The sequence below is a fragment of the Streptomyces wedmorensis genome (genome assembly GCF_000716445.1).
In the GTDB taxonomy this organism is placed as follows: Bacteria; Actinomycetota; Actinomycetes; order Streptomycetales; family Streptomycetaceae; genus Streptomyces; species Streptomyces wedmorensis.
This window is the reverse complement of record NZ_JNWK01000031.1, coordinates 64298-86216: the sequence shown is the minus strand read 5'-3', so window position 1 is coordinate 86216 and position 21919 is coordinate 64298. Positions and strand designations below refer to the sequence as shown.

The window sequence follows — 21919 nt, the reverse complement described above, 5'->3', positions numbered from 1 at the left end:
TGGGGTACCGTCCCGGCATGAAGATCATCGACCTTGAGCCCGGCGACCCCCGGCTGGAGAGCGACCTCCTGCCGGTCCTCCGCGAGCTCCGCCCCCACCTCACCCCGGAGCTCTTCCGCGAGGTGTACGAGGCCGGACACCCTCAGGGCCTGCGGTTCACCGCCGCCTACACGGACGGCGGCCGCTGTGTCGGCGCGGCGGGCTGGCGGATCATCCACAACACCAGTTCCCTGCGCAAGCTCTACGTCGACGACCTGGTGACCGCCGCCGTCGAACGCTCGACCGGTGTCGGCCACGCGCTCGTCGCCCACCTGGAGACCCACGCCCGCGCGGCCGGCTGCCACGAGCTCAACCTGGACTCCGGAACCCACCGCACCGGAGCCCACCGCTTCTACCTGCGCGAGCGCTTCGACATCGTGGCCTTCCACTTCACCCGGCTGCTGGCCGGACCGGAAGACGCCTCCTGAGCACGCTTCCTGCGCACGTCTCCTGAGCACGCCATCGGAGCACGCTCCCTGCGCACGTCTCCTGAGCACGCCATCCGAGCACGCCTCCTAGCGCTGCTCCCCCAGGTCGAGCCGCCAGTCGTGGCAGCGCATCGGGCGTCCCGGCGGATACTCGAAGCCGCGCTCACCGAGCAGCTCGAACCCCGCCTTGCGGCACACCGCGTTCGACGCGGCGTTGTCCGCCGACGGGAACGCGTGCAGGTGGCGGTGGCGCCCCGCCTCCCGGGCCCGCTCCGCGACCGCGCGCGTGGCGGACGTCGCCACGCCGCGCCCCTGGAAGCCCGGCAGCACCGCCCACCCGGTCTCGTACACCGGTCTGTCATCCCAGGTCCGCGCCCAGTAGCCGATGCTGCCCACCACGGTCTCCTCGGGCAGCAGCACGATCCGGAACATCCGCCCCGCGCCCGTGTCGTCGGCGCTCAGGTCCACGTACCGGCGGTGGCGCCGGACGAGCTGCTCCTCGGTCTCGGGCCCGCCGAGATGTTCCGTCAGCTCCGGTGCGTTCAGGGCGCGCAGCAGGCCCGCGTCCTCCTCGGACCAGGGCTCAAGGCGTACGGGTGAGGGGGCGGTCTCCTGGGTCGTGCGCGCGGGAGTGTCCATGTCCCCACGGTAGGCGGGGGCACTGACAGGCCGGCCCGGCCGGCTTCGGTCAGGCGTCGCGGGCAGCGCAGGCGGCCGGCTTCGGAGAGGCGTCGCAGCCGGCCTCGGCGAGAGGTCGTGGTCAGCGCAGGCGGCCGGGGGAGCCGGGGGCGAGGCGGGAGACGACCTGGCCGAAGGCGTGCTCTTCGGCGGGGGTCAGGGCCACGGACTCCTGGGGGTGCCAGACGCGCTCCAGCGGGGTGGCCGCCCGGTCGCGGCGGCGGGCGCGCAGGCCGAGGGTCAGCCAGACCACCGTGGAGACGGCGAGCAGGCCGAAGAGAGTGAGGACGCGGGGGTCGGACAACTGGCCGGGCAAGGACATGGCTCACTCCAGGGCGTGAGGGCCGTCCGTACCCGGCGCGTCCCGGCAGGTGGCGCGCGTGCACGTCGGCGCTGGCGATTCCTGCTACTTCCTCCCGACCCGTTCAGTTAACACCACCCTGGGGGACTTTCGGCAGGGGGCCCGGGACCGAAGTCCCGGGCGGGCGCCGGTGGCCGCCCGGCGCGCGGCGCCCGCGCGCAGGCCCTCTTGTGCGGGCCGGGGAACCGCTTCAAGGTGACAGAAGAGGGAGATTCCGGCCGGGGAGGGAGCTGCCGCATGTCCGGAGCACAGGCATGGGGATTCACGGACGACAGAGGTGCGGAACGGGGCGCGGACCGCGTGCCGCGGCGGGTGGTCGCGTACGTGCGGGCGGGAGCGGCGCTCCGCGACCTGGGGGTGACACCGGTCGCCGTCTACGGCTCGGGACACGACGGCGGGGTGCTCGATCCGGCGAAGGGGGGCGGGCTCGCCGCCGCCGGGGTCCCGTACGTCGGTCCGGGCCGGGCCCTGGACGAGGAGCGGCTGCGGGAGCTGCGGCCGGACGTGATCGTGGACGTGACCTACGACGGGAAGAGCCCGTACGCGCTGGACGAGGCGGTCGCCGAGCGGCTCGGGGTGCCCCTCGTCGCGCTCTCCGTCGGCAACGAGCTGTCGCTCGCGGCGATCCTGGACCGCTTCGGCGCGCTGGCGGCGACCCTGGGCGCCGCGCCGCCGATCGGCTTCGGGGCCGACCTGGGGGCCGCCGAGATCGTCCTGCGGGAGGCGGTGGGCAGGAGGGAGCTCACGGTCCTGGCGCTCTCCGGGGCGGGGCGCGACCAGGTGCATCTGGCCCGGCCGCAGGCGTGGCCGGAGCTGGCGCGGCTGGCGGAGCTCGGGGTCAGGCTGCTCGATCCCGGCCCCGGGCCCGGGGCCAACTGGCTCACCGCGGACTGGGGCCGGGTCGTGGAGCTCGGCCCCGGTCTGGTGCTGTTCGACAGCCGGGAGCACGCGACGCCGCCGTACGAGGTGCCGGTGGGTCCCGCCCGCCGGCAGCGCACGCCCATGCCGGGTGAGCGCCGCCCGCCCGCCGGTCAGGCCGGGGTGGCGGTGAGGCGGGTGCGGAGGGAGTCGGCGAACTCCTCGGCGCGGGCGAGCTGGGCCCGCAGTTCGGCGACCCGCTCCGCGGCGGCCTGTTCGTAGCGGCGGACGCGGGCCGTGAGCGCGGCCCGCTCGTCCGGGTCGAGTTCGGTGTCCGTGCCCGGGCGGTCGGCGGCGAGCCGGTCGACCGCGGTGAGGAGTTCGCGGGTCTCGTCGAGGGTGAAGCCGAGGGGCTTCATGCGGCGGACGACCATCAGCCGGGACACGTCCGCGTCCGTGTAGAGGGGGAAGCCGCCCGGTGAGGCCGCGGACGGTACGACCAGGCCGTTGTCCTCGTACTGGCGGATGGTCCGCAGGGGCAGCTCGGTCCGTGCCGCGACCTCGCCGATCTGCATGGGTTCGCCGGCCATCCGCGCTCCTCGTGCTCCGCTCACGCGTGGTCCTTCCTCGTCCGGGGCTCCCACGGGGCGTACGGGCTCCCCGAAGGGCGCGACTTCCGCGCATTACATACCATTCGTCCTAACTTCAGCACTTATGAGAGCCGGAAGTGCGGCGAAACGCCTGCTCGTGGGTCGTCCGTGGGACGGCGAACGGCTCGGGAGGCGCAGTCGACGGGCCCCTACGGCCAGACCAGGCAGTACGGCTGGTGCCCCGCTTCGTGGAGGCGGACGGAGAAGTCCTGCCACTCGTGGAGGAGCTGGTAGACGTCGAAGGCGTCGCGGGGGCCGCCGCGGTCGGGGACGGTGGACCAGATGAAGGCGGCGGCGCCGACGGACTCCTCGCCGATCCCGCGCAGCGGGTCGACGACGGTCATCGGCAGCTTGACGACGGCGTAGTCGGGGTGGAGGACGACCAGTTCCAGCGGGGGCACCTTGTGCAGGGGCATGCCCTGGATGCCGGTGAGGACCATGGCCGCTATGGTCTCCGGCTTGATCTTGGTGAACATGCCGCCCATGCCGAGCTCGTCCCCGCCGAGTTCCTCCGGCCGCATGGAGATCGGGACGCGGGCCGCGGTGGCGCCGTCGGGCGCGCCGAAGTACTTGTACGTCACCCCCAAGCTCCGGCCTCCGGTCGTGGGGGGTGAATCCGCCGCGGGGTCCGGGTTCGGCCGGCCCTCCGGTGCGGTCCGGTCGTCGGTCCGCCGCCGCCGGTGTCTCCCCCGCCGGGCAGACTCCGGACCCAGATCGTCCGTCCCCTCGCCCGGTCCGCCACCGCGATGCATATCTCCACCCGACTGCTTTTTCTCGGCAACACGACCCCGCCGCGCAACCCGATCATCGTGTCAGTGACCTCCCCCGCGTTCGTACGGTGAAACACCTGTCCGCAAGAACGTCGTGGCCTCTGACACCATGGATTCCGTGAGCCATCCCTATGACGCCCCAGTTTCGCAGACGCGGAGGGGGGGGCGCCCCGGCGTAACAGACAGGATGCTCACCGCCGTCCCTCCGTTCCCGATGTCGTGCCCGAAGTCGTTCTCGCAGGTCAGGATCACAGTGCCGTATTCATACGAAGCCCCAGTCTCACAGACGCTTTTCGACCGCGCTTCCCTCGTGACGCCCGGCGGCGTGAACTCACCGGTGCGTGCCTTCCGGGCCGTGGGCGGAACGCCCCGGTTCATGGTGTCCGGTTCCGGTCCGTACCTCACCGACGCGGACGGTCGTGAGTACGTCGACCTGGTCTGCTCGTGGGGGCCGATGATTCTCGGCCACGCGCACCCGGAGGTCACCGCCGCGGTGCAGGCGGCCGTGGCCCGCGGCACCTCGTTCGGCACGCCCGGCGAGGGCGAGGTCGCGCTCGGCGAGGAGATCGTCGCACGGATCGAGCCGGTCGAGCAGGTGCGGCTGGTCTCCTCGGGCACGGAGGCGACGATGTCCGCGATCCGGCTGGCCCGCGGGTTCACCGGGCGCGCCAAGGTCGTGAAGTTCGCGGGCTGCTACCACGGCCACGTGGACGCTCTGCTGGCCGCCGCCGGTTCCGGTCTCGCCACCTTCGGTCTCCCGGACACGCCCGGTGTGACCGGCGCGCAGGCCGGCGACACCATCGTGCTGCCCTACAACGACCTGGACGCGGTGCGGGCGGCCTTCGCCGCGCACCCGGGGGAGATCGCCTGTGTCATCACGGAGGCCTCGCCCGGCAACATGGGCGTCGTGCCGCCGGTGGAGGGCTTCAACCAGGGCCTGGCGGACCTGTGCCGGGAGAACGGCGCGCTGTACATCTCCGACGAGGTGATGACCGGTTTCCGTACGAGCCGGGCCGGCTGGTACGGCGTCGACGGGGTGAAGCCCGACCTGATGACCTTCGGCAAGGTCATGGGCGGTGGCTTCCCGGCCGCCGCGTTCGGTGGCCGCGCCGACGTCATGGGGCACCTGGCCCCGGCCGGGCCGGTCTACCAGGCGGGCACCCTCTCGGGCAACCCGGTCGCGACCGCCGCCGGGCTCGCGCAGCTGCGGCTGCTCGACGAGGCCGCGTACGCGAAGGTGGACGCGGTGTCGGCGGAGATCCAGGGCCTGGTCACGGGCGCGCTGGCGAAGGAGGGCGTGGCGCACCGGCTGCAGACCGCGTCCAACATGTTCTCGGTGTTCTTCACCGCCGACGAGGTGCGGAACTACGACGACGCGAAGAAGCAGGAGGCGTTCCGCTTCAACGCGTTCTTCCACTCGATGCTGGCCGACGGCGTGTACCTGCCGCCGTCCGCGTTCGAGTCGTGGTTCGTGTCGACCGCGCACGACGAGCGGGCGATCGAGCGGATCGCCGCCGCGCTGCCGGCCGCCGCCCGCGCCGCCGCGGAGGCGACGGCATGAGCGACGCGACGAGCTCCCCGAAGAGCGACCGGGACATCACCGTCGTCCACCTGATGCGGCACGGCGAGGTGCACAACCCGGACGGTGTCCTCTACGGGCGCCGGGCCGGCTACCACCTCTCCGAGCTGGGCCGTCAGATGGCGGACCGGGTCGCGGAGCACCTGGCCGACCGGGACGTCACGTACGTCGTCGCCTCCCCGCTGGAGCGGGCGCAGGAGACGGCGACGCCGGTGGCCAAGGCGCACGGCCTGGACCTGGCCTGCGACGAGCGGCTGATCGAGGCGGCGAACGTCTTCGAGGGCAAGACCTTCGGCGTCGGTGACGGGGCCCTGCGCAAGCCGGGGAACTGGAAGCACCTCACCAACCCGTTCCAGCCGTCCTGGGGCGAGCCGTACGTCGAGCAGGTCGTCCGGATGATGGGCGCGCTGGACGCGGCGAAGGACGCGGCCCGGGGGCACGAGGCGGTCTGCGTCAGCCACCAGCTGCCGATCTGGATCGTCCGCAGCTTCGTGGAGAAGCGGCGGCTCTGGCACGACCCGCGGCGGCGGCAGTGCACGCTGGCCTCGCTGACCTCGTTCACGTACCAGGGCGACAAGATCGTCTCGGTCGGTTACAGCGAGCCGGCCCGGGACCTGGTCCCGGCGCACCTGCTCGCGGGCGCGAAGCCGGTCAAGGGGAAGTCGAAGGCGTTCGGGGCGTAGGGCCTGTCCGGCCCTGATCCGCCGGACAGCCCCAGGTCCCGGAAGGAGGCGCCCCGGTTCTCCGGGGCGCCTTTCGCGTGCGGGCGCGGCTCCACTGGACAGCGCGCGGGTGAAGGTCCACAGTTCAGGGCGGTCGGTGATGTTCATGTCATCCGGCCGCCCTGAAATTTTTGTGCTATTTACCGGAACCTCCGTGTTCCTCCCTGCATCTCACTCATTGTCGGTTTGGATGACGTTCAGGTCATACGTCAGCGCGAATGGGGTAGTCATGCGCGGGATCAGTGGGATCAGTCGAAGGGGGCTGCTCGGGGCGGGCGTTGGCGCCGCGGCGGCGATCGGCATCGCCGGATGCAGCACCAACGGAACGGACAAGCCGGGACGTTCCGGACCCGGCAAGGGGGGTGACGCCACCACCCGGCCGGCCACGCCCACCCCGACCAAGGACATCCGGCTCATCGGCGACGGTTCCACCGCCGACACCGGCAAGCAGCCGCACCAGCCCGACGCCCCCGTCCCGCTCGAACCCGGTCAGACCCCGCCCCAGTTCGTGATCTTCTCCTGGGACGGCGCCGGCGAGGTCGGCAACGGCCTCTTCCCCCGCTTCCTCGAACTCGCCAAGAACCACGACGCGGCGATGACGTTCTTCCTCTCCGGGATCTACCTCCTGCCCGAATCGAAGAAGGACCTCTACCGCCCGCCGAACAACCGCGTCGGCGCCTCCGACATCGGCTACCTCACCGACGCCCACATCAAGGACACCCTGAAGTACGTCCGGCAGGCCTGGCTCGAAGGCCACGAGATCGGCACCCACTTCAACGGGCACTTCTGCGGCGGCTCCGGCTCCGTCGGGAACTGGACCCCGGCCCAGTGGCAGAGCGAGATCGACCAGGCCATGAAGTTCGTCACCGAATGGAAGACGAACAGCGGCTGGACCGACCTCGACCCGCTGCCCTTCGACTACTCGAAGGAGCTCGTCGGCGGCCGCACCCCCTGCCTCCTCGGCCAGGACAACCTGCTCCCCACCGCCAAGCGGCTCGGCTGGCGCTACGACGCCAGCTCGCCCGGCGGCCGGCAGATGTGGCCCGTCAAGCGCCAGGGCATCTGGGACCTGCCGCTCCAGGCCGTGCCCTTCCCCGGGCACTCCTTCGAAGTCCTCTCCATGGACTACAACATGCTCGCCAACCAGTCGAAGAACACGACGAAGGGCATGCCCTCCCGCTACCCGGGCTGGCGCAAGCAGGCCACCGACGCACTCCTGGGCGGCTTCACGCGCGCGTACGAGTCGAACCGCGCGCCCTTCTACATCGGCAACCACTTCGAGCAGTGGAACGGCGGCATCTACATGGACGCCGTCGAGGACGCGCTCAAGGGAATGGCCGGAAAGAAGGACGTCCGGCTCGTCTCCTTCAAGCAGTTCGTCGACTGGCTCGACGTCCAGGACCCGCTGATCCTCGACAAACTGCGCGGCCTGGAAGTGGGGCAGAAGCCCGCGGGCGGCTGGAACGCGTTCCTCAAGCCCGATCAGACGTCCCAGACGCCTTAGGCAGCCTTGACAAGGGTCTTTACGGGCACGTAGGGGGGCGCCCAAGATCCCCCAAACGCCCATGCGAAACTTTTCACATGAGCCTTAGCCGTGCCCCTCGACGCACCCGGCGCACCCTGGTCGCCGTCGGAATGCTGTCCGCCGCCCTCACGCTCTCGGCCTGCGGCGGCGACAGCAACGGCAAGTCCGGCGGCGGTGGCAACACCAACTTCGTGACCAACACGGGCGGCATCTCCACCGTCGCCAAGGGCGAGCGCGCGGCGACCGGAAAGCTCGCCGGCGAGACCCTCGACGGCAAGCAGCTCGATGTCGCCGGCCTCAAGGGCAAGGTCGTCGTCCTCAACGTCTGGGGCTCCTGGTGCGGCCCCTGCCGCGCCGAGGCACCCCACTTCGCGAAGGTCGCCGCGGACCTCGAGGGCCAGGGCGTCGAGTTCGTCGGCCTCAACACCCGCGACCCCAACAAGCAGCCCGCCCTCGCCTTCGAAGAGGACTACGGGGTCCCCTACCCCAGCCTCTACGACCCGCAGGGCAAGCTCATCCTCTTCGGCTTCCCCAAGGGCACCCTCAACCCGCAGGCCATCCCCTCCACCGTCGTCCTCGACAAGGAGGGCAGGATCGCCGCCCGCTCGCTCATGGCACTCGACGAGAAGAAGCTCCGGTCGATGATCGAGCCCCTCCTCAAGGAGAAGTGAGCCGGTGAACGAGACGGTCACCAGCGGAGCCCTGCTGCTCGCCCTCCCCATCGCGGTCCTCGGCGGCCTGGTCTCCTTCTTCTCGCCGTGCGTGCTCCCGCTCGTCCCGGGCTACCTCTCGTACGTCACCGGGGTCACCGGCACCGACCTCGCGGAGAGCCGCCGCGGCCGGATGACCGCCGGCGCCGTCCTCTTCGTCCTCGGCTTCACCGTCGTCTTCGTCTCCGGCGGCGCGCTCTTCGGCTACTTCGGCGCGACCCTCCAGGGGTACCGCGACACGCTCACCACGGTCCTCGGCGTGCTCATGATCCTCATGGGCGTGTTCTTCATGGGCCTGATGCCCTGGTTCACCCAGCGCGAGTTCCGCTTCCACAAGAAGCCCGTCGCCGGCCTGATCGGCGCCCCGCTGCTCGGCGCGCTGTTCGGCATCGGCTGGACCCCGTGCATCGGCCCGACCCTCGCCTCCGTGAACGCCCTCGCCCTCGAACAGGCCAGCGCGGGCCGCGGCGCGGTCCTCGCCTTCGCGTACTGCGTCGGCCTCGGCGTACCGTTCGTGCTCGCCGCCATCGCGTTCCGCAAGGCCCTCGGCGCGTTCGGATGGGTCAAGAAGCACTACGCGTGGGTCATGCGGATCGGCGGCGGCATGATGATCGTGACCGGCGTCCTGCTCCTCACGGGCGCGTGGGACAGCATGGTCGCCACGATGCAGGGCTGGTCCAGCGGTTTCACGGTGGGGATCTGAGTTCCATGAGCAAGACCGATACGACGGAGACCGAGCGGACCGGCGACGAAGCCGCCGGCGCCCAGCTGTCGACCGCCCCCCAGGAGGAGACCGCCCTCGGCGGCCCCACCCTCGGGGTCGTCGGCTGGGTCCGCTGGTTCTGGCGGCAGCTGACCTCCATGCGGGTCGCGCTGATCCTCCTCTTCATGCTCTCCCTGGGCGCCGTCCCCGGCTCCCTCGTCCCGCAGACCAGCGCGGACGAGCTCAAGGTGGCGGCCTTCAAGGCGGCCCACCCCACCCTGACGCCGCTGTACGAGAAGCTCCAGTTCTTCGACGTCTACAGCTCGGTGTGGTTCTCCGCGATCTACATCCTGCTGTTCGTCTCCCTCATCGGCTGCATCGTGCCCCGCACCTGGCAGTTCGTCGGCCAGCTCCGCAGCCGCCCGCCGGGCGCCCCCCGGCGCCTCACCCGGCTGCCCGCGTACACCACCTGGCGCACCGAGGCCGAGCCCGAGCAGGTGCGCGAGGCCGCGCTCGCCGTCCTGAAGGAGCGCCGCTTCCGCGCCCACACCGCCGGAGACGCCGTCGCCGCCGAGAAGGGCTACCTGCGCGAGGCCGGGAACCTGGCCTTCCACGTCGCCCTGATCGTGATGCTCGTCGCCTTCGCCTGGGGCCAGCTCTTCAAGTCCGAGGGCGGCAAGCTGATCGTCGAGGGCGACGGCTTCTCCAACACGCTCACCCAGTACGACGACTTCAAGTCCGGCTCCCAGTTCGGCACCGACGAGCTGCAGCCGTTCAGCTTCACCCTGAACTCCTTCAACGGCACGTACGAGAAGGGCGGACCGCAGCGCGGCACCCCCCGCACCTTCGAGGCGGACGTGACCTACTCCGAGGGCGGGGCGGACAAGAAGGCCGTCATCCGGGTCAACGAGCCGCTGAAGGTCGGCGACTCCAAGGTCTATCTGATCGCCCACGGCTACGCGCCCGTCGTCACCGTCAAGGACGGCCGCGGCAAGACCGTCTTCCACGGCGCCGTGCCGATGCTGCCCATCGACAACAACATCACGTCGACCGGCGCCATCAAGGTCATGGACGGCTACCGCGACAAGAACGGCAAGAAGGAGCAGCTCGGCTTCACCGCGCTGTTCGTGCCGACCTTCGCGGGCGCCGGCAGCGGCACGATGTTCTCGCAGTTCCCGGCGCTCGACTTCCCCGTCATGGCGCTCACCGGCTACCACGGCGACCTGCGCGTGAACTCCGGTCTGCCGCAGAACGTGTACCAGCTCAACACGACCAAGATGAAGCAGTTCAAGATCGACAAGGGGACCGGGGTCGCGCAGCGCATGCTGCCCGGCGAGACCATGACGCTCCCCGACGGCGCCGGCTCGATCACCTTCGAGAAGGAGATCAAGGAGTGGGCGAGCTTCCAGATCTCGCAGCAGCCGGGTAACGGCCTCGCCCTCGCGGGCGCGATCGCCGCGATCGCCGGACTGACCGGTTCGCTCTTCATCCAGCGGCGCCGGATCTGGGTCCGGGCCGTACGCGGCGCGGACGGCGTCACCGTCGTCGAGATGGCCGGCCTCGGCCGGAGCGAGTCCGCCAAGCTGCCGGAGGAGCTGGGCGACCTCGCGGTCGCGCTGACCGCCCAGGCACCGCCCACCGCCGTACCGGAACCCGCGGACGAACCCGCAGAAGACCCTGCCCCTTCTGGAGAGGCCGACAAGTGATCCTCGCCGCCACGACCAACGAGAGCCTGGCGCGGATGAGCGACCTGCTCATCTACTCCTCGATGGCCGTCTACACCCTGGCCTTCTTCGCCCACATCGCCGAGTGGGTGTTCGGCAGCCGCAGCAAGGTCGGCCGTACCGCCGCCGCCCTCACGCAGCAGGCCGCCGGCGCCGCGGCCCCGGCCGTGACCGTCCAGGTCACGAAGGCCGGTGGCACCGCCGTACTCGACAAGCCGCAGGTCGTCACCCGCTCCGCGGCCGGCACGCGGGACGTGCCGGACGGCCCCGGCGCGGCCGGCGGTACGGTCAAGGGCGACCTGTACGGCCGGATCGCCGTCTCCCTGACCGTCCTCGCCTTCCTGGTCGAGGCCTCGGGCGTGGTCGCCCGCGCGCTGTCCGTGCAGCGTGCCCCCTGGGGCAACATGTACGAGTTCTCCACCACCTTCTCCACGGTGGCGGTCGGCGCGTACCTCGGCTTCCTCCTCGCCAAGAAGAACGTCCGCTGGATGGGTCTGCCCCTGGTGACCACCGTCCTGCTGGACCTGGGCATGGCCACCACCTGGCTGAAGACGCCCAGTGACCAGCTGGTGCCGGCGCTCGACTCGTACTGGCTGTGGATCCACGTCTCCACCGCCATCTTCTGCGGCGCGGTCTTCTACATCGGTGCGGTCGGCACCCTGCTGTACCTCTTCCGCGACTCGTACGAGAACAAGCTCGCGACCGGCGGCAACCCGGGCGCCTTCGCCCGCTCGGTCATGGAGCGGCTGCCGTCGGCGGCCTCGCTCGACAAGTTCTCGTACCGGGTCAACGCGGCGGTCTTCCCGCTCTGGACCTTCACGATCATCGCGGGCGCGATCTGGGCCGGCGACGCGTGGGGCCGCTACTGGGGCTGGGACGCCAAGGAGGTCTGGTCCTTCATCACCTGGGTCGGTTACGCCGCGTACCTGCACGCGCGCGCGACGGCCGGCTGGAAGGGGCGGAAGGCCGCGTACATCGCGCTCATCGCCTTCGCCTGCTTCCTCTTCAACTACTACGGCGTCAACATCTTCGTCAGCAGCAAGCACTCCTACGCGGGCGTCTGAGCCCTGCGCTAGCGGGTGACCGGCCCCGGGGCCACGCTTGAGGTATGAGCGAGATACCCCGGGGCAGGAGCGAGACCCACGACGGAGACACCCACCTGCTGCGGTTCGTGGTGGATCTCCCGCACCCGGTGCCGGTCGTCTGGGCGGCCGTCGCCTCGCCCGAGGGCCTGCCGGGCTGGCTCTGCGAGGCGGACCCGCTGGAACCCCGGCTCGGGGGGCGGGTCAGGCTCCGCTGGCTCAACAGCGACACCGAGGTCTCGGGGCGGGTGACCGCGTGGGACCCCGACTACGTGGCCGAGTACACGGTGGATCCGACGACGCACGGACGGATGCGGTTCCATCTGGAGCCGGGGTCCGGGGCCGGTCGTGACGGGTCGGCCGTGCTGCGTTTCACCAACGAGTTCCAGGGGTCGCGGGAGTACCGGCTGGACTGTCTCGCCGGGTGGCACGAGCATTTCGAGCGGCTCGTCGCGGCGCTGGACGGGCGGCCGACGGACTGGCGGGACTGGTCGGACGAGCGGTGGCGGCACCTGCGGGGGCTGTACGAGCGGGATGACGAGCCCTGGCCCAAGTGGGTGCCGTAGGGGCGGTCGCCCGGGCCCGGCTCGGGGGCCGTTCCGTCGTGCCCGCCCTCCCCCAGGCTCTCGGCTTCGCTCGAGCAGGGGGGCACCCCCATCGCCCCGGCGGAACGATTGCCCACGACGGGGTCACTGCTTCTTCGGGGGGAGGCAGGCGGTGGTGGGGGGTTTGCCTTCGGGCCAGGCGATCTGGACGAAGCGCTGGGTGCCGTCGAGGGCGAGCTCGACGATGGGGACGGCCTTGTTGTAGGGGTTGCCGTAGTTGTCGAGGCAGATCCAGCCGCCGGCGCCCTGGACGCGGAGGGAGCCCTTGACCTGGGGCCACTGGGTGACGACGTCGGCGAGCTCGGGGTACCGGGAGCCCTGGGGGGTGGCCTGGCGGATGGCGTGGACGGCGGTGGCCATGGCGTCGTAGGCGACGATCGCCTGGCCGTCGGCGAGCGCGACGGGCTTCTTCGAGGCGCGGGCGACGTCCGTGACGAAGGTCGAGTACGCGACGGTGGAGCCGCCCGTCGCGGGGACCGGCCGGCCCGGTGCGGGCTGCCAGGCGTCCGGGTGGGCGAGCGCCGCGTACCGCACGGTGAGCCTGGCCTTGAGCGCGTTGCGGTCGAGCAGCTTGTCGGTGCCCAGGTAGGAGCCCTCGTCGCCGGTGAGGATCGTGAAGGCGCGGTCGGTGCAGCCGCGGGAGCCGAGGGCGTTGATGAACTGGCGCAGCTGGGTGTGGCGGCCGGCGAAGAAGACGGTCTCGGCGCGGGTGTCGCAGATCAGGTGGGTGATCTGGCGGAAGGTGTTGGCGGTGGTGCCTTCCTCGGTGGGGTCGGCGGGCGAGGTGAAGAGCTGCGGCTCGTAGGGCGCGCCCTTGAGGGAGGCGGTGAAGGCGGCCTTCAGGGTGTCGGTGTAGTGGTCGCCGCTGCGGGTGTCCTGGACGAGGAGGGCCTTGGCGGCGTCGACCCGGCCGAAGTGGGCGAGGGCCTTGGCCTCGTCGCTGTTGGTGGGGGAGACGCGGGCCAGGCCGGGGTAGCGGTTCGGGGCGCCGGGGCCGTTGGCGATGTCGTCGGCGGTGATGGTGGTGCCGACGACGGCGATCCCGCCGCCGGTGAGGGCGGTCACCGCCTCCCGCATCTCGGTGGAGGAGGTGGCGACGCCGGAGACGGCCCGCAGCCGGTGGGGGGCGCCGGTCATGGCGGCGAGCCGGTCGACGGTGGAGCGCCAGTGGGCGTTGCCCTTGCCGGTGTTGGCGAGGACGAGCCGGATCTTCGGGGTCTCGCTGTTGGACGCGTGGTTGGCGCGGTACTGGTAGGCGTACGCGCCCTGGATCTCGTGCAGCACCTTGGTCCGCATGCCGGCGTCGGCGGAGGTCAGCGGCAGCAGGACGGCGACGGTGGCGTACTCGCCGTCCTTGAGCGTGGCGTTCTCGCGGCCGATGGCGTCGGCGATCTCGGTGAGGTCGGGGACGCGGAAGTCGTGCCCGTCGCCGTTGACGCCGACGCATTCGTCGCTGCCGGCGGGGCGCTCGACGCCGGTCGCGCAGGAACGGTCCTCCGGGTCGTTCCACTGCGAGATCGCGAAACCGCCCAGGCCGAGGACGACGGCGGAGACGACGATCCAGGTGAAGAGCTTCTGGCGGGGTGTCCAGTAGAGGTGGCGGCGCAGCCATTCGAGCATGGCGTCAGACTCCGTCCTCGCTGCCCGGCGGAAGCGAGAGCCCCCGCCAGGAGCGGATGTCGCGCGGCCAGTGGGTGGCCGCGTCCCACAGCGGACCGCTGCCCGTCAGATGACGGCCGGACAGCCGGCGCAGCTCGTGCCCCAGCCGGTCGGCCACCTCGTCGTCGGGCAGCGCCAGCGGATCGGTGAGCAGCCATACGGCGTGCAGCAGGCGCCGTACGGACAGGTGGAGTTCGGTGCTGTCGGCGTCGAGCCCGTCCGGCAGCGCGGTCGCCGGGCCCTGCCCGAGGGCGACCGCCCGGCGCGGGTCGGGCCCCGTCGCGTGCCGCTCGCGCGGATACGGGGCGGCGGCGACGAACCGCAGCTGCCCCAGCCAGCCGAGGATGTCGGGACCGGTGAAGGACAGCCGCAGGTGGACGACGGCGAGCTCGGTGCGGCCGAGCGCCAGGTCGTGGTGGAGCCGGTACGGGCCGGGGTCGGGCCCGTAGTGCCGGTGCAGGGTCTCGTGGACGGCGCGCCAGGCCGCGTAGCGCGGGTGGTCGTCGTCCTCGAAGCGCAGCCGGTGCAGGAGCAGGGCGCGCAGCAGGGGGTCGGCGACGAAGTGCCCCGGTCCTTCGGGCCAGTTCTCGGCGCGCAGCCGGTCGCGGACGCGCAGGGCCACGTCCCCGTCCAGGGACTCGCCCTGGAGGCGGGCGTGGGCGAGCATCCGCGCCGACTCCTCGTCATGGGTGGCGGCGAGCACCGCGTACGGCCCCGGCCGGGGCACGGGCAGGAGTTCGCCGAGGAGGGCGGGGGCGACCGGCACCGGGGGGCTGTCCTCGCGGAGCTCCACCGTGAGGTCGAGCAGCGCGCCGGGGGTGAGCGTCGCGCGCAGCGCCGCCGGGGCCTCGCCGGCGGCCCGGCCGAGGAGCGCCACGCCCAGCGGGCGGCCGCCGGTCAGCCGGTGGACCGCGCGGGACAGTTCGGCCGGCGTCCGGCCGGCCGGGTCGTGCAGGTCGAAGACGGACCGGGTCTGGGCGGCGGACAGCGGGGTCAGCTCGACGGCGAGGAGGCCGGATCCGATGTTCGTCCCGCGCGGACAGGGCGCCCGGTGGGCCGTCTCCGGGAGCCGGGTGCGGGTGGCGTGCCGCATTCCCTGGTGGTCGCGGTCCCGTGACGTGGCGAGTACGACGATCCGGTCGCGGCGGCCGTCGGCGCGGGCCCGCAGGATCGGTTCGACCAGCTGTCTGCCGACCGGCTCGTGGGCGTTGTCGAGGAGCAGCAGCGGGCGGCCGATCCGGGTGCCGCGCTGCCGGATGCCGGTGTAGGCGCGGAACAGGTCCTCGGTGAGCGCGCCGACGAGGAACGCCTCGGCCTCGCGCCGCCGTTCGCCGCCCTGCTCGAAGTCGATCGCCAGCTGCTGGAGCCCCGCTTTGCCGCGCCCGCCCGCGTTGCGATAGCCGCCGTACCAGCTCTCGGAGGTGCGCTGGAAGCGGCTGAACACCTCTTCCAGGACGGTCTCCACGGTGGCTTCGGCTAGCAGTCCGGCCAGCGGGGCCGTGGCTTCGGCGAAGGTGGCGGCGAGCTTGGCGAGGACCTTGCCCACCCAGTTCGTCGCGGCGCCCCGGGTCGCGTCGACCGTCGCGAGCAGCGGCCCCAGCCGCTGGAGGTCGCGCCGCGCCCGCTCGTCGTCCTCCTGGGACCACGCGAGCGAGGCGACGGCCACGAGACCGAGGGAGAGCCGGGGGAACTGCACGGCCCGCACGACGGTGCCCCGCGGCGCCAGCTGCACCGCGAGCTCGGCGAGCGCGCCCGTCACCGGCGTCCAGCCGGGTCCGTGATCGGCCGGCGGCTCGACGCGGGCGCAGTCGAGCAGTGCCAGCGGCGTGAACCCCTTGTACCGGTTGCGGACCTCCTTGAGCAGGGCCGTCTTCCCCATCCCGCGCCCGCCGGTGAAGACCGTCACCGGCGGGTCGTCCCCGTGCTCGTACGCGACGCGCGCGGCCCCCTGCCGGGTGAGCCCGACGAGCCGTGCGGCGAGTCCGCCCTCGTGCAGGACCGCCTCGCGGCCGTACAGCTCCCTGTCCACGCCCCGTCACTCCCCCTGCATCCCCAGAAGATGTGCCCCGTCACATCGTCAAGTGGAGAGTATTTACCGGTTGTTGTGGTCGCTCAACCATTCGGTCACTGGTTTGCGCGGGAGGGCCGGGCGGTCGGGGACGGAAGGGGGCATGGCCCGTTGGGGCCAGGGGGGACGCCTTCCGGGGGGTGCGGGGGCTCGGCAGGATGGTGATCGCCGCCGGGGCCGCTCAGGGTGGCCGCCTGATCTGCCTTATCCGCCTTGTCCGTCTGATCCGTCTGATCCATCTGATCCGTCTGGTCCGCCCGGGCCGGCCGGCCGTCCTGATCCACGCGTTCCACGCGATCCACGCGGATCCGCCTGATCTCCCTGCTCTGCCCGAACCCCGCACCCGTCCGACCGGAGTTATGTCATGCCTATGTCAAGGAATCGGCGTTCTCGCCACGCCGTCCTCGCCGGCGCGGGCCTCCTCGCGGCCCTCGCCGTCTACGGCGTGGGCCAGCAGGCCACCGCCTCCGCGACCGACACCGACGCCCAGGCTCCGGCACCGACCACCGCCCCCACCGCCGCGTCGCAGACGGAGACCCCGGCCCCGTCCCGTACGGCCCCCGCCCCGGCCCGCACCGGCGCCCCCGCCCCGGCCCGCACCACCGCACCCGCCCCGGCCGCCGCGCCCACCGGCGGGGCGACGGCGAAGCCCGCGCCCGGCACCACCGCGCCCGCGCCGCTCAAGCCCGCCGAACTCCCGGACGGCGGCCGCCAGGAGTGGAAACCCATGGGCGAGGTCACGTCCCTCCCGCTCAGCGGGGACTTCCAGCTCAACGAGTGCGTGAGCGTCGCGAAGGCCACCGCCTGGCACCAGCAGGGCTTCCGCGGCTCGACGCGCGACACCGTCGCCGTCCAGGACACGCTCACCTTCCCCGACGAGGCGACGGCCGCCGCCGCGTACCGCACCGCCGTCGGGGCCATGAAGGACTGCCAGGCGACCAGCCGGGAGCTCCAGCGGAAGGCCGCCCTGCCCCAGGACGCCGCCGTCCGGCAGACCGCGAACACCGCCGACGGCACCTCCTGGCAGCGCCGTTGGACCGGCGTCCAGGGCATCTCGTCCCCCGGCGACCAGGCGAACCACGTCTACGCCGTCCAGCGGGGCAACGTCCTCGCGCTCCTCCACTACGACGAGCCGGCCTCCGCGTCCGCCGCCCCGTCCTACGACTTCCGGGGGGACACCGCGGTCCTGCGGACCCTCGGCGCACTGCTCGCGAAGTGATCCCGAGCGGATCGGCCCCCTTTTCCTTCCTCATCCCACAGGAGACATCCGTGCCCATGAAGCGTTCCGTCGTCCGCGCCGCCGCGTCCCTCGCCGTCGCCGGTCTCGCCGCCACCGCCGCCGTCGTGACCCCCGCCCAGGCCGTCGCGCCCGCCGCCGCCCTGGCCGTCACCGCGGAATCGTCCTCCGCGATCGGCGGCACCATCTCCCGCGACGAGATCATCCAGCGCGCCAAGTACTGGCTCGGCAAGGGCATCACGTACAACCAGGGCGGCTCGTACCCCGACTCGGGCGGCAAGTACTACCGCACGGACTGCTCCGGGTACGTGTCGATGGCCTGGCACCTGTCCTCCAGCCTCAACACCGTCGGCATCGCGAACAGCGCCGACACCTACGAGATCTCCCGCAGCCAGCTGAAGGCCGGTGACGTCCTCAACAGCTACTACGACCACGTCATCCTCTTCGAGAAGTGGGACGACGCCGCGCACACCAAGTTCTCGTACTACAGCTTCGGTTCGACCCCGGTGAAGCACATCACCGGCATGTCCATCAACGCCTCCACCATCGACGGCCACCCCAACGGCGACTACAAGGCCCTCCGTTACGAGAAGGCCGTCGACAGCGCCGGCGACGTCCCGGTCGCGGCCAACTGGGACGGCGGCGCGGCGGACAACGTCGGCATCTGGCGCCCCTCCACGGGCGAGTTCCACCTCCGCTTCGACGACGGCAGCCTGCACAAGGTGTACTGGGGCGAGGAGGGCGACGTCCCCGTGTCGGCCAACTGGGACGGCAGCGGGACGGACAACGTCGGCATCTGGCGTCCGTCCACCGGCGAGTTCCACCTGCGCATGGACGACGGCAGCCTGACCAAGGTGTACTGGGGCGAGCAGGGCGACATGCCCGTGTCGGCCAACTGGGACGGCGGCGCGGCGGACAACGTCGGCATCTGGCGTCCGTCCACCGGCGAGTTCCACCTCCGCTTCGACGACGGCAGCCTGCACAAGATCGCCTGGGGCACGCAGGGCGACATCCCGGTCGCCGGCAACTGGGACGGCAGCGGCGCGGACAACGTCGGCATCTACCGCCCGTCCACCGGCGAGTTCCACCTGCGCATGGACGACGGCAGCCTGAAGAAGGTGTACTGGGGCGAGCAGGGCGACCTTCCGGTCTCGGCCAACTGGGACGGCGGCGCCCCCGACAACGTGGGCATCTGGCGCCCCTCGACGGGTGAGTTCCACCTCCGCTTCGACGACGGCAGCCTCACGAAGCTCTACTGGGGCGAGGCGCGCTGACCCACGACGGGAGCGGGGCGGGAGGCGACTCCCGCCCCGCTCCCGTCGGCCCCCCGATCAGGTCAGCCAGCCCCGCTGCACCGCGCGCACACCCGCCTCGAAACGGCTCCGCGCCCCCAGCCGCTCCATCAGCGTCGTCGCGTGCCGGCGGGCGGTGCGGTGGGAGACGCCCAGCCGCTTCGCGATGGCCTCGTCCGTGTAGCCGAGGGCGAGCAGCTTCAGCGTCGTCTCCTCGGTGTCCGTCAGGCCCCGCTCGTCCCGCCTGGCCTCCGAGCCCAGCGGCCTGGCCTTCTCCCAGACGGACTCGAAGAGGGCGCAGAGCGCGGCGAGCGTCCCCTGACCGGTGAGGACCACGGCGCCCGCGGCGGAGTCGTCGCTGACCGGCATGACGGCCGTCGACCGGTCGGTGATGATCATCCGCACCGGCAGGGTCGGCACCGTACGGGCCTGCCGCCCCAGCCCCGCCAGCCACTCCGCGTACTCCATGGTGTGCGGGCTGTTGCGCACGCTGTCCAGGTACACGGTGCGCATCCGGACACCCCGTTCGAGCAGGGCCTGGTCGAGGGGGCGGGACGCCTCCAGGTTGTCCGGGGTCTGCTCGCCGTCCGGGGCGAAGATCATCACCTCCTCCTGGACCTCCCGGTGGAGCAGGGACAGCCGGTCGCGGATCGCGTCGAGACCCGTCAGGTGCTCCACTCCGGGCTCCGGCGAGCCGGGGCGCAGGTCCGCGTACTCCGAGATCAGCTGGGCGGCGGCGGCCCGGCTGGCCTCCACCCGCTGCTGCTGGGCCAGCAGCTCGGCCTGCTGGCGGGCGAGCAGCAGCTCCATGCCGACGTCCGGGCTCACCGCCCGGATCGTCCCCGGGCTGTCGTACGAGGGCCGTGCGAGGCCCAGTTCGCTCAGCCGGTCGAGGGCGCCGCGCACCCTCTCCTCCGGCAGCCGCAACCGCGCGCCGATCGCGGCGACGCCGTCCGCGGGGTGCGCGAGCATGCCCCGGTAGACCGATTCCGAATCCTGGTCGAGTCCCAGCAGCGTGAACAACGTAGAGGCCCCCCCTCTCGATGATCTTGCCTTCGCATACTCGCACGTCCGTGCGGATCGGGAGGGGGAGTCGGCGGATGAGGCCTCTTCCGGCCACGGCTCGAAGGGTCCAGGGCGGGTCGCTGGGTTTCCGGCCCCACACCGGACAGGCTGGACTTTATGTACCTGATTCACGCCCGACTCCAGCCTCCCGGCGCCCAGTTGCTGCCCGAGGACGCCGCGGTCCGGGCGCTCGCCCTCGCCCTCCCCGAGGAACGCGTCGAGCACGTCAGCGCCCACCCGGACGCCCTGCCCCTGCCCGTGCTCGGCGTCTTCCTGCTGGCCGGCTCGCTGGCGGAGGCCGAGTCCGGGACGGCGGCGCTCTGCCTGCGCCTGCTCGAGTGCCACCCGGCCTTCGCCGGATGGCGCCTGCGCACCGCGGAGGCCCCTCTCCTGGCCCCATTGGGACACGGCCTCTTGGGGCCAGGCGGCAGCCCTTCAACCGGCCTCCGCTGACGGCCAGAGTGGAGATCGCCGGAAGGACGCCACCGCGGGGCGCCCCACCGGTACCGAACTCCTCACTCCTGCAACGGACTTCGCCGTCCCGTACCCGAAAGGCCCACCGACATGACCAGCCTCCGCACCCTCAAGGCCGCCGCGGCTCTCGCCACCGTCACCACCGCCCTCCTGCTCGCCACGACGACCTCCGCGAGCGCCGCCGAGCTCGCCGAGCCCGCCGGGCTCCGGGGCGCGGTCACCGTCGTGGCCGACGCGGACCTCGGCACGAACACCGGCACCGGCGAGGACGACTTCGGCTGGCAGTGAGCCGCCCGCGAGGGCGCGGTCAGTCCGTGGCGATGGCGTCGAGCTGGGCCCGCAGGTACCCGTGCGACTCGATCCCGTGGATCGTCGTCCCCGGCGTGCACTCGTAGAAGTACACCAGCGACATCAGCTCCTCGGCAGGCGCGTCGGCCGGCGGCGGCAGCACCCGATGGCGCCCCGACCGCCACCGTCCACCGGTCCAACCCGCCATCAGGTCACCGATGTTGACCGTGAACGCGGCCGGGTCGAACGGAGCGTCCTGCCACCCTCCGGCGTCCGTGAACACCTGGAGCCCGCCCTTCCCCGCCTCCCGGTCCAGCACGGTCACCGTCCCGAAGTCCGTGTGCGGCCCGATCCGGAACTGACCCGGCTCAGGCTCGCCCGTCCGCTCCCGCCCCGGGTACCAGTTGACGTTGAAACCGAACGTCGGGTGCCCCGTGTGACGCGTGAAGAAGTCCCGCTCCTCGCCGAGCGCCACGCCGAGCAGGTCGAGCACCCGGTCCGAAAGTTTCTTCATCTCCGTCAGGTACGCCTCCACCAAGGGCCTCAGCTCCGGCACCTCGTCCGGCCACCTGTTCGGCAGGAACCACTCGGCGTCCACGGCCGCGTCCCCCGTCGGCTCCTCCGCCGCGAACGACAGCGACTCCTTCAGGTCCGGCGGAGTCGCCGTCCCCTCCGCGTACCCGTTCGCCTCCGCGTCCGGCCCCAGCCACCCCCGCCCGCCGACCCGCACCGCGTACCGCTCCTTCACCGCGGGCGGCAGATGGAAGAACCGACGCGCGACGGCCCTGATCTCCGCCCGGAGACGCGGGTCCACCCCGTGCCCGGCGACCAGCAGGAACCCCGCCTCGCGCAGCGCGCGGTCCACGGCGGGCAGCTGCCCGGCCGGGTCGCGTCCGAGGTCGATCGTGGGCAGGCTCGCTTCACTCATCGCCGATGTCCTCGTTCCAGAGAGCGGGGTTCCCGTCGATGAACTCCCGCATCATCGCCGCACATTCGGGATCGTCCAGCACCACGACCTCCACCCCGTGCTCCGCCAGCCAGCCGTGCCCGCCGTGGAAGGTCTCCGCCTCCCCGACCACCACCCGCGAGATCCCGAACTGCCGCACCAGTCCCGAGCAGTACCAGCACGGCGAGAGCGTCGTCACCATCGTCGTCCCCCGGTACGAGCGCTGCCGGCCCGCCGCACGGAACGCGGCCGTCTCCGCGTGCATGGAGGGGTCCCCGTCCTGCACCCGGCGGTTGTGCCCCCGCCCGAGCAGCCCGCCGTCCGCCCCGTAGAGCGCGGCCCCGATCGGGATCCCGCCCTCCGCGAGCCCGGCGCGGGCCTCGTCGAGCGCGGTGACGAGCCATCGCCGAGCCAGTTCCTGATCCATGCGGGGAGCCTTCCCCGCAGGACCCGGAG

At 72.1% G+C, this 21919-nt stretch carries 23 protein-coding genes; 14 read left to right on the top strand and 9 right to left on the bottom strand.

What is annotated here, in order from left to right:
* The first annotated feature begins 17 nt into the window (after nucleotides 1-17).
* On the top strand, nucleotides 18-467 hold the full coding sequence (locus OO54_RS23755; protein ID WP_033206279.1) for a GNAT family N-acetyltransferase: 450 nt from the start codon (nucleotides 18-20) through the stop codon (nucleotides 465-467).
* An 87-nt stretch (nucleotides 468-554) separates the two neighbouring features.
* On the opposite strand, the gene OO54_RS23750 is transcribed toward OO54_RS23755, so the two are convergent.
* Both OO54_RS23750 and OO54_RS23745 read right to left on the bottom strand, forming a co-directional pair.
* Entirely contained in the window at nucleotides 555-1106 is a 552-nt protein-coding gene (locus OO54_RS23750) for a GNAT family N-acetyltransferase (protein ID WP_033206277.1), read from the bottom strand.
* 121 nt (nucleotides 1107-1227) lie between these two features.
* Nucleotides 1228-1467 carry a hypothetical protein gene (locus OO54_RS23745; RefSeq protein ID WP_033206275.1) on the bottom strand — a complete coding sequence of 80 codons (240 nt, stop codon included), beginning with the start codon at nucleotides 1465-1467 and terminating at the stop codon, nucleotides 1228-1230.
* Nucleotides 1468-1743: 276 nt separating this feature from the next.
* Between OO54_RS23745 and OO54_RS43775 the strand changes: the two genes are divergently transcribed.
* The gene (locus OO54_RS43775) at nucleotides 1744-2646 is read left to right on the top strand and encodes a TroA family protein (protein WP_245236733.1); all 903 of its coding nucleotides are present in this window, start codon (nucleotides 1744-1746) and stop codon (nucleotides 2644-2646) included.
* On the opposite strand, the gene OO54_RS23735 is transcribed toward OO54_RS43775, so the two are convergent.
* Nucleotides 2538-2954 (bottom strand): MerR family transcriptional regulator, encoded by a 417-nt coding sequence (locus OO54_RS23735; protein WP_033206272.1) that lies wholly within the window; start codon nucleotides 2952-2954, stop codon nucleotides 2538-2540. The genes OO54_RS43775 and OO54_RS23735 overlap by 109 nt on opposite strands.
* Nucleotides 2955-3163: 209 nt before the next feature.
* Nucleotides 3164-3766, bottom strand: a complete 603-nt coding sequence (locus OO54_RS23730; protein ID WP_078905310.1) for a hypothetical protein — start codon at nucleotides 3764-3766, stop codon at nucleotides 3164-3166.
* A gap of 271 nt (nucleotides 3767-4037) precedes the next feature.
* On the opposite strand from OO54_RS23730, the gene hemL reads away from it, so the two are divergent.
* The 8 genes from hemL (at nucleotide 4038) to OO54_RS23690 (ending at nucleotide 12395) form a co-directional block, all read left to right on the top strand.
* Nucleotides 4038-5345, top strand: coding sequence for a glutamate-1-semialdehyde 2,1-aminomutase (gene hemL / locus OO54_RS23725; protein WP_200146597.1), 1308 nt, complete (start codon nucleotides 4038-4040; stop codon nucleotides 5343-5345).
* Entirely contained in the window at nucleotides 5342-6046 is a 705-nt protein-coding gene (locus OO54_RS23720) for a histidine phosphatase family protein (protein ID WP_033206270.1), read from the top strand. Before hemL ends, OO54_RS23720 begins: the two co-directional genes overlap by 4 nt.
* Nucleotides 6047-6314: 268 nt before the next feature.
* Complete coding sequence (locus tag OO54_RS23715) at nucleotides 6315-7589, top strand: polysaccharide deacetylase family protein (RefSeq protein WP_033206268.1); 1275 nt, start codon at nucleotides 6315-6317, stop codon at nucleotides 7587-7589.
* A 77-nt stretch (nucleotides 7590-7666) separates the two neighbouring features.
* A complete protein-coding gene (locus OO54_RS23710) occupies nucleotides 7667-8281 on the top strand; it encodes a TlpA family protein disulfide reductase (protein WP_033206266.1) in 615 nt (204 codons plus the stop codon).
* Between the two features lie 4 nt (nucleotides 8282-8285).
* Nucleotides 8286-9023, top strand: coding sequence for a cytochrome c biogenesis CcdA family protein (locus OO54_RS23705; RefSeq protein WP_017240983.1), 738 nt, complete (start codon nucleotides 8286-8288; stop codon nucleotides 9021-9023).
* 5 nt (nucleotides 9024-9028) lie between these two features.
* Complete coding sequence (resB, locus tag OO54_RS23700) at nucleotides 9029-10729, top strand: cytochrome c biogenesis protein ResB (RefSeq protein WP_033206264.1); 1701 nt, start codon at nucleotides 9029-9031, stop codon at nucleotides 10727-10729.
* Entirely contained in the window at nucleotides 10726-11811 is a 1086-nt protein-coding gene (ccsB, locus tag OO54_RS23695; protein ID WP_033206263.1) for a c-type cytochrome biogenesis protein CcsB, read from the top strand. Before resB ends, ccsB begins: the two co-directional genes overlap by 4 nt.
* Nucleotides 11812-11855: 44 nt before the next feature.
* Nucleotides 11856-12395, top strand: a complete 540-nt coding sequence (locus OO54_RS23690; protein WP_033206261.1) for an SRPBCC domain-containing protein — start codon at nucleotides 11856-11858, stop codon at nucleotides 12393-12395.
* Nucleotides 12396-12518: 123 nt separating this feature from the next.
* On the opposite strand, the gene OO54_RS23685 is transcribed toward OO54_RS23690, so the two are convergent.
* A complete protein-coding gene (locus OO54_RS23685; RefSeq protein ID WP_033206259.1) occupies nucleotides 12519-14054 on the bottom strand; it encodes a type 1 periplasmic-binding domain-containing protein in 1536 nt (511 codons plus the stop codon).
* Nucleotides 14055-14058: 4 nt separating this feature from the next.
* Nucleotides 14059-16122, bottom strand: a complete 2064-nt coding sequence (locus OO54_RS23680) for a hypothetical protein (protein ID WP_033206257.1) — start codon at nucleotides 16120-16122, stop codon at nucleotides 14059-14061.
* Nucleotides 16123-16531: 409 nt separating this feature from the next.
* Between OO54_RS23680 and OO54_RS45925 the strand changes: the two genes are divergently transcribed.
* The gene (locus tag OO54_RS45925) at nucleotides 16532-17380 is read left to right on the top strand and encodes a hypothetical protein (protein ID WP_051787141.1); all 849 of its coding nucleotides are present in this window, start codon (nucleotides 16532-16534) and stop codon (nucleotides 17378-17380) included.
* A gap of 50 nt (nucleotides 17381-17430) precedes the next feature.
* Nucleotides 17431-18672 carry an NlpC/P60 family protein gene (locus OO54_RS23670; RefSeq protein WP_157856507.1) on the top strand — a complete coding sequence of 414 codons (1242 nt, stop codon included), beginning with the start codon at nucleotides 17431-17433 and terminating at the stop codon, nucleotides 18670-18672.
* A gap of 57 nt (nucleotides 18673-18729) precedes the next feature.
* Here the strand turns inward: OO54_RS23670 and OO54_RS23665 are convergent, their stop codons facing one another.
* Complete coding sequence (locus OO54_RS23665) at nucleotides 18730-19713, bottom strand: helix-turn-helix transcriptional regulator (protein WP_033206256.1); 984 nt, start codon at nucleotides 19711-19713, stop codon at nucleotides 18730-18732.
* Nucleotides 19714-19872: 159 nt separating this feature from the next.
* Between OO54_RS23665 and OO54_RS23660 the strand changes: the two genes are divergently transcribed.
* The gene (locus OO54_RS23660; protein WP_033206255.1) at nucleotides 19873-20208 is read left to right on the top strand and encodes a hypothetical protein; all 336 of its coding nucleotides are present in this window, start codon (nucleotides 19873-19875) and stop codon (nucleotides 20206-20208) included.
* A gap of 111 nt (nucleotides 20209-20319) precedes the next feature.
* Nucleotides 20320-20517 (top strand): hypothetical protein, encoded by a 198-nt coding sequence (locus tag OO54_RS23655; protein WP_033206254.1) that lies wholly within the window; start codon nucleotides 20320-20322, stop codon nucleotides 20515-20517.
* A 19-nt stretch (nucleotides 20518-20536) separates the two neighbouring features.
* On the opposite strand, the gene OO54_RS23650 is transcribed toward OO54_RS23655, so the two are convergent.
* Together OO54_RS23650 and OO54_RS23645 are read right to left on the bottom strand one after the other, a co-directional pair.
* A complete protein-coding gene (locus OO54_RS23650) occupies nucleotides 20537-21445 on the bottom strand; it encodes an isopenicillin N synthase family dioxygenase (RefSeq protein ID WP_033206253.1) in 909 nt (302 codons plus the stop codon).
* The gene (locus OO54_RS23645; protein WP_033206252.1) at nucleotides 21438-21890 is read right to left on the bottom strand and encodes a nucleoside deaminase; all 453 of its coding nucleotides are present in this window, start codon (nucleotides 21888-21890) and stop codon (nucleotides 21438-21440) included. The genes OO54_RS23650 and OO54_RS23645 overlap by 8 nt, the downstream gene beginning before the upstream one ends.
* Nucleotides 21891-21919 lie beyond the last annotated feature (29 nt).